Below are 7,113 nucleotides of genomic sequence, written 5' to 3' on the forward strand. Positions count from 1 at the left end.
GATGAATTACTTCAAGATATGATAAGTTAGGCACTTGGGGAAGTAAGCAGATCAATTATGTTTTAATATATGTTTTTAGCAAAGTTAGGGAAAACATTAGGGTTTGCAAGAACAATATATAAAGATTTTTCCTCCGTTGATACTCAGTTATAAATTGTGGCTTTTACTATAGATTTAAGGTCTGAGCATGTTAAAAAATGTGTAAAGCAAATAATAGAAAAAGCTCCGTATCGCGTTGAAGAGTAATAGACACGGGGTGTGTACAGGCCATAAAATATGTACCTGAAAATTAAACGGCTTTAGCCTTTGTCATATGTGGCTAAAGCCGCTGTTACCATTTGGGTTTTCCACTGCCTGTGACAGGGACAATTTAAGCAGTTGTTTTCAAGCAGTTTGTTCCTTAAGCTCGGAGTGGACTGATTCTTTTTTGACCTTCTTTACCTTCCCAACAATGAAAGAGCTGAATGGCAAATAGGAAATTAATTTGATTGTTAAAATGGAAGCCGCCAGCGAAACGGTAAACAATAATAAGACATTGGCAAAGTAGCTTGAAAACATACCACCTAAATGTGGAGCGAGAAGCCGTTGGAATTGCCAGTGCAATAAATAAATCCCAAACGAATAATTGCTAATTTGATTGATGATCTTACTTGCTGGTATTTTTTGTCCCCATGCGAATACCGTTAAGCAGAAAGAAATGACCAGTGGAAACAAGTCCATTCTTCTGGAATGAGTCCCTGTTACAAGACCGGATTCGTATGAAAAATACACGAAAGCGGCGGAAAGCACAAAAAATCCTAAAGTAAGCCAACGGTATGATAAGAGTACTGCTGAAAGTTTTTTATAATACTTCCCGATTACGTATGCAACTGTAAAGTATCCAAACCACGCAAGGAAAGGGAGTCTCAGAACTTGTGAAATACTATCAATCTTAATGATCTTCTCATTTATCGCAAATAAATAACAGAACATTAAAATGAGGCTGAGCGGCAACATCCATTTCATTGACATCTTCAATTTGGTGACTAAATAATGAAGAGCGTAAAACTGAAAAATGACAAGAATGAACCACCCGACAAAATTTCCTGTCAGTATATTTTCTGTAATTTTTTCCTCAATGACGACATTATGATCCAAATACTTGGTAACAAACGCATCAATTACAGCAAAGAATAAAAAAGGAATAAATATATAGTTCACACGTTTTCCCCAAAAGTCGGATGGAAGCCGATTTGGATAACGATTAGCTAAAATCACAATGGACAAAACTATAAAAGCGGGTGTTGCCATGCATAAAAAGATTCTGCCATAGTAATAGAAGTCAATTTGCGGATGGTCTATCACTTTTGACATCTGTGTTGTACTATGGAGAAAGACTATACTTAAACAGGCTAGTGTCCGCAATAAATTCCATTCTTTAATCATATGGCACCTCCAAAAATTTGGACAGTACCATACTATAATTCACTATTGAGTCTTCTTCAATATGGGGCTTTTGGCAGTGGTGGAATTATATTGAAGTAATTTTTTCTCTATCATATTCTGTGGCGAATGTAGTTGGAGTTTAAGATCAGTCTTTGAATAAATAAAGCTATGAAAGAGAACGCTGCAGGCTGTTCCAAGAACGATCCACTCTGGCTTTTTTCAGAGAAATTGAAAATAAGCCCCTAGACTATTTGCACGTCCTCACCTGAGGTTAGATTACAACAGGGTTATACCTGACAATCCATTCTCTTTCTTACCATTTCAGCCACTTCAAAAACCAAAGAAAGGCTTATCCTCAATCGTTATTCTTTATTTCTTCAAATTGAGAATCAGTCAAAATCCCATAGCCATTGAAGTTTAAGTCAAGCTTTAGTAAGATCTTATTTGCTTCTTCAAACCTACTAAAATCTTTTTCTAAAGAAGCTTCTTGAATTAATTCGTTAGCTTCTTTTAACTTTTCAACAATAGACTGTGATGCATTCTTTTCTTTCGCTAGTTGAAGAGCTCCTTCGGAGTATTCTTTGATGACATCTATACCTCTGATAATTTCAGAAACATTAGAAGCATCTTTAATTGTATAATGCAAAGTCATTGAAGCAGCATGAATTCCATCTGAAAGAGTACCATTGGATGTTAGGTCTTCATCACCTGCATTATAAATAATTTTTTCAGTATCAATTTTTTCGTAATATGGATCGTCTTCGAAAGGCAGTTCAATTGTAGTTCCTGCCCATCCAACCAATATAGAAGTAATGAAAATGACTGACAGTCCTACAATTAATAACTTTTTCAATGAATGTTCCTCCTCACGTTCCATATTATTCAATTACTTTAGACGACTTATCCCCACTGTTCTTTGTGTATTTTCAAACCTTCATCCCCATAAAAATGTTTAATATACTCTTTTTCTCTTTCAAAAGATCTTTTACTTACTCCGAATCCATCATGTTTATCTTGGCCAGTTAGAATGTTTCTCGCTTCTATAAAATCCTTGTCAACAGCATCAAAGTTTCCTTGGCTCCATTTATTTAGAATCTTTTCTAGGACAGGATCGGATTCAATTGATTCAGCTTTTTCTTTAAGAAAAGCAATATTTTGCTTTGTAATCTGAGGTCGATAACGAACTTTGGTCCCTTTTATTTCGAAGTTCTCATTTTCCATAAGTTCTATTTTCTGCAATGACATAGACATTATACTGCTAGCAATCCAGTATTCATCTTTGAAATCATCTTTAGCGAGTTCCTCTTTAAATTCTTCTTCTCCCATTTCTTTGGCAGCTTGATTTCTTTCTTCTTCTGATAAAGAATATTCCTCAACGACAGGAGAAGGTTCAGGTTTTGGCGCCGCCTCTTCCTCATTTTTTACTTCTGTTTCCACTTCATCATGACTTTTGTCTTTTTCACTTTCGTCTATTTTATTATCAGAAGGTGAACATGCAAATATGCCTCCAATTACTAATGCAAAGCTAAGACCTGCTAGCAAATTTTTTTTATTCATGAAATGTCCCTCCGATTAAAAGTAATGATTGTTCATCTAAATTGGTATTATAACAAATCAAAATATTTTAAGACAGTTCATTTAGGAGAAGAATTCCAATTGAAATAGCAGAGAAATAAGTAAGCGATGCTAATCATTTTAATCAACATCGCTTATTGTATTCCTTCAGCTTCTTGAGACATTTTTAATCGCTTCTAATTGATTGATTGTATTTTGTTATGAGGCAAAATATCATCAATGATCAATTGTAGCGTCAATGGTAAATAAAGGGTAAATCATTGGATCAAGCTGCTTTGGCTTCTTCATTAATAATCAGTAATCCTTTTACTGCAAAGTTTTCAATGATTATCTAATCCATCTTCCAATAATGATAAGTTCTTCTAAATATTTTACAGTCATATCAATTAATTTTTTTGCCAATTTCTTTAGATCCCTTTCTAGTACCTGAAAAATCCACCTACCACTAACTTCTGACTTGAAGAATCTAGCTAATTTAGGCAACAAAAAAAGACCTCCGCATCTTGTGGAAGCCTTGATATAACTGATAAATGTATGCCGTGAGTGGGAGTCGAACCCACACGCCCTCTCGGACACTAGAACCTGAATCTAGCGCGTCTGCCTTTCCGCCACCACGGCCTAAAATTCTTACTCGGTTATTATACCATAACTTTTAAAAATATGTATGACAGTCTTTGAAAATATTTTCCCAAAGTCTAAAAATAGCCGTTAATGATCGAAACCCAATGGATCTTCCACCTAATAAAACTCCTCATAGCGTAAGCTTGAGGAGTTTCGCAAAACATTATGATATATTGAGCATCTCCTGGACTGTTACCAGTTTGAATCCTTCTCTTCGCAATTGATCGATTACTGTCGGCAGAGCGTGGACAGTACCCGATAAATCACCTCCATCCCCGGTTCCAGAATGCTGTAAAACGATGGATCCGGGACTCACTTTTGGGAGAATATTGGTTACTACCTCTTCCGAATTTAATCCCTTCCAATCCAAGGAATCAACGTCCCACGCCACAACAATTCTTTTGCTTCCTGCAAGCCATTCCATCTGTTTGTCGCTTATATTTCCATATGGCGGCCTAACGATCGCAGGTGTAGATCCTATCAAACCTCGGATTAATTCATCGGTTCGGGTAATCTGCTTTTGAAAATCGGTGTCTTTTATATCTAAAAAGTTCGGATGATTAAAGGAGTGATTCCCCACTGCATGACCTTCCCGTACAATGCGCTTGGCGACGTCAGGATATTTTTCTATCCGGTACCCAACCAGGAAAAATGTGGCCTTTACTTTTTTTTCCTTTAAAATATCCAAAATTTTAGGTGTAAATATATCATCCGGTGCATCATCGAAAGTTAAAGCAATTTCGCGCTTTGTTCCGGGACCTTTCATGATCAGCGTACTTTCATATTTATTATTAAAAATCAATGAAGACTGCCCTGCCGTCAGTGTCTTTGAATGAACAGAGCTGGACAAAAAGCTAAAAGATAAAAGAAGAAAGCAGGGCACTAGCCAGATATTTCTCACTTTGAATGATTCATCCTTTTCCTATTTCGGTTTATATGCGTAGAATTTGTAAAACAAGAAAGATTATGCATGTCATTATGTCTTGCTTTTCATAATCGGAAAAATTCTTTCCTTTTGAATAAGAAATTCCAGCTGAATAAATCCGGAGCTGATGTATGTAATCCTAATAAGGCATACCACATCCTTTTTTAGAGAGGCTCTATGATGAATATGAAGACACTTTAGCCCAACTAGAGGTACTGTTGAATGAAAGAGTGTTTCGATAAGTGATAGGAATGTTTTGAAAAAATGGATGGGTCAGTCCCGATAACCAAAAGTAGTGGCAGGGTATTTAGCGTATATGATTGGAAGATTGGTGGAAAAAATGCAATGGAACATAACGCAATCGTAAGAAGTTTCGGTCATATAATGATGATGATTTCAAGTGTTATTTAAAAAATAAGACAGTCAGCAGTAGCACCTTTGGTGTTTTTAATATTTCCATTCAGGGCTTCCAGATAAAGCTAGGCTTTGAAAAACGATCAATAATTACCATTATTGAATCAGGAAGATAAAGAGAGGAAATTTCCTTTAAAATCATTGTGACTCGTTGTTTGTAATTCTTTTTTATGGGGATATATTTACTTAGCGACTGTTGGAACTTTTGCATAGATTGTTCCATATCATTATTTTCAAAAAAGGCATCTTCAATGACGCCTTTTTTTTCGTAAAGGAGTGTTTTTCGGTTTAATAAACAAACATGTAAGTTCTTTATTAATAGAAGGGAAGCAATTATTTGGGATTCACTATCTAATATTTCACTTGTTGAATGTTCGTAAGAGGATAAATACTGTTGATAGGAAGCCAAGAAAGATATATAACTGGCTAATGATCGCAGAAATTCTTCCTCACTGGCGGAAAATAAAAAATCCCAGTTAATATCATGGTTACACATCGTTTATTCCCTGCCTTTTTCAGTCTAAAGGTGTTCATTTCTATTGTTGATACAGGAGCATTTGGAGTGATTATCTGTGGTTTTCATGTGTTCTTTACAACGATGAATATGTTTCTCACAGCAATTATTTTTACACCTGCATCTTTTTTCGTTTGTTTTGTCTCTATAGTACTTACTGCAATCACTTTCTCTATCAAGGGCTATGATATCCTCCAATTTAAATTGAAGAAGTATTTGTGACTTTACAATTGTACGGAGTGTTTTGATCACGCTGTCATTTATTTTCCAAAAGTCTTGTAAACAATCTGACTTAGTTTCCAGTAAATATTGCAGCTTTTCGGCCTCTGCATTTAATATATGTGATAATCCAATTTCCTCCATAGCTATAGATGATAAAAGCAAATCAATTACTTCACATCTATCTAAACAAATGTCCGGCTTAATATCAGGGATATTTGGCAGTGACATGATCCACTCCCCTTTTTACTATTTTTCTCCTAATTGAATTGTAAAAGTGAACTGAAGCTGCTTGAAGCACTTGTATTATTTATAAGGGCTTTTGTTCTATAAAATATGCCTAAATGGTTCAGCAGTTACAAAATTGTGTATGTGCCTATCAGGGTGTTCCCTTTTATTATTGTTTTGAAAAATTCAAGGTAATATCAGCAATTTAATTTTTATAGGCGCTAGTAACAAACGATTATTTATGGGGTGAATAAATTGTAAGAAGCTAGCACTTATAGGATAGGAGCACTATTTATAAGGGGGGGTCACATGTCGCAACCTGATAATCCAATCAGCAGAGAAGAAGCATTAAATTTACTTTTAGCTTCGATTGCAATGGAAGAGATGGGGCTTGCACACATAATTAACGCTGAAGCTGAAAAAATCCAGTATGCATTGGGGATGTTGCCTGGATTATCCACTGCTTCTACGCTTCAAGATGTTCTCAATATTAATGACAGTGTACAGGATACACTTGCAACTGTTATACAAAAAGAGATATTACTTAACAATAAACTTAAACAGGTAGCAAATATAATTTCAAACGGAAATGATGATCCAATGGGACCGAGAGGCCCAACTGGCCCAATTGGTCCACGAGGAGCTACAGGCCCCGAGGGTCCTCTGGGCCCTGCTGGCCCAACAGGAGGACCAGGAGAAGCAGGCCCAGCAGGGCCAACAGGCGCGCCAGGCCCAATCGGCCCGATGGGAGCGACAGGTCCAGCAGGACTAACAGGAGCCACGGGTCCAATCGGACCTACAGGAGCAGTAGGCCCAGCAGGGCCAACAGGAGCCCCTGGCCCGATCGGCCAAATGGGAGTGACAGGTCCAGTTGGTCCTCAAGGAGCGACGGGCCCCCCCGGCCCCACAGGAGCAGTAGGCCCAGCAGGGCCAACAGGATCCATAGGCCCGATCGGCCCGATGGGGGCGACAGGTCCAGTTGGTCCGCGAGGGGCGACGGGCCCCCCCGGTCCTACAGGAGCAGTAGGCTCAGCAGGTATAACAGGCGCGCCAGGCCCAATCGGCCCAATAGGAGCGACAGGTCCAGCTGGTTCTAGAGGAGCAACGGGAGCACTCGGTCCAATCGGCCCCACAGGAGCAATGGGTCCAGCTGGGGCAACAGGTCCAGAGGGTCCGATCGGCCCAATGGGAG

Annotated in this window: 8 protein-coding genes and 1 tRNA gene; 1 reads left to right on the forward strand and 8 read right to left on the reverse strand. The window is 38.0% G+C overall.

Translation table 11 applies throughout. The annotated features are described in order from the left end of the window. Positions 1 to 384: 384 nt before the first annotated feature. From C509_RS0105915 to C509_RS26930, 8 genes are all read right to left on the reverse strand, one after another. The gene (locus C509_RS0105915; protein WP_018705998.1) at positions 385 to 1,425 is read right to left on the reverse strand and encodes an acyltransferase family protein; all 1,041 of its coding nucleotides are present in this window, start codon (positions 1,423 to 1,425) and stop codon (positions 385 to 387) included. Positions 1,426 to 1,780: 355 nt separating this feature from the next. After that, a complete protein-coding gene (locus tag C509_RS0105920) occupies positions 1,781 to 2,278 on the reverse strand; it encodes a hypothetical protein (protein WP_018705999.1) in 498 nt (165 codons plus the stop codon). Between the two features lie 47 nt (positions 2,279 to 2,325). Then, entirely contained in the window at positions 2,326 to 2,982 is a 657-nt protein-coding gene (locus C509_RS0105925) for a DUF6241 domain-containing protein (protein ID WP_018706000.1), read from the reverse strand. Between the two features lie 345 nt (positions 2,983 to 3,327). Beyond that, the gene (locus tag C509_RS26010) at positions 3,328 to 3,486 is read right to left on the reverse strand and encodes a hypothetical protein (RefSeq protein ID WP_018706001.1); all 159 of its coding nucleotides are present in this window, start codon (positions 3,484 to 3,486) and stop codon (positions 3,328 to 3,330) included. A 49-nt stretch (positions 3,487 to 3,535) separates the two neighbouring features. Continuing rightward, positions 3,536 to 3,618 (reverse strand) — tRNA-Leu (locus tag C509_RS0105935). Positions 3,619 to 3,784: 166 nt separating this feature from the next. Further along, on the reverse strand, positions 3,785 to 4,471 hold the full coding sequence (locus tag C509_RS0105940) for a polysaccharide deacetylase family protein (protein ID WP_245542440.1): 687 nt from the start codon (positions 4,469 to 4,471) through the stop codon (positions 3,785 to 3,787). Positions 4,472 to 5,006: 535 nt separating this feature from the next. After that, complete coding sequence (locus tag C509_RS0105945) at positions 5,007 to 5,456, reverse strand: hypothetical protein (RefSeq protein WP_018706003.1); 450 nt, start codon at positions 5,454 to 5,456, stop codon at positions 5,007 to 5,009. A gap of 24 nt (positions 5,457 to 5,480) precedes the next feature. Beyond that, positions 5,481 to 5,924, reverse strand: coding sequence for an alpha-helical endospore appendage domain-containing protein (locus C509_RS26930; RefSeq protein ID WP_018706004.1), 444 nt, complete (start codon positions 5,922 to 5,924; stop codon positions 5,481 to 5,483). A 306-nt stretch (positions 5,925 to 6,230) separates the two neighbouring features. Between C509_RS26930 and C509_RS23455 the strand changes: the two genes are divergently transcribed. Next, positions 6,231 to 7,113: alpha-helical endospore appendage domain-containing protein (locus C509_RS23455; RefSeq protein WP_018706005.1), on the forward strand; the 883-nt coding region annotated here is incomplete at its 3' end.

Source organism: Siminovitchia fordii DSM 16014 = CIP 108821 (assembly GCF_000374565.1).
Lineage (GTDB): Bacteria > Bacillota > Bacilli > Bacillales > Bacillaceae_C > Siminovitchia > Siminovitchia fordii.

Excerpts from the sequence above, each read along its gene's own strand:
- C509_RS0105925 (WP_018706000.1), bottom strand. The coding sequence starts at position 2,982 with ATGAATAAAAAAAATTTGCTAGCAGGTCTTAGCTTTGCATTAGTAATT.
- C509_RS0105915 (WP_018705998.1), bottom strand. The coding sequence starts at position 1,425 with ATGATTAAAGAATGGAATTTATTGCGGACACTAGCCTGTTTAAGTATA.
- C509_RS0105945 (WP_018706003.1), bottom strand. The coding sequence starts at position 5,456 with ATGTGTAACCATGATATTAACTGGGATTTTTTATTTTCCGCCAGTGAG.
- C509_RS26930 (WP_018706004.1), bottom strand. The coding sequence starts at position 5,924 with ATGTCACTGCCAAATATCCCTGATATTAAGCCGGACATTTGTTTAGAT.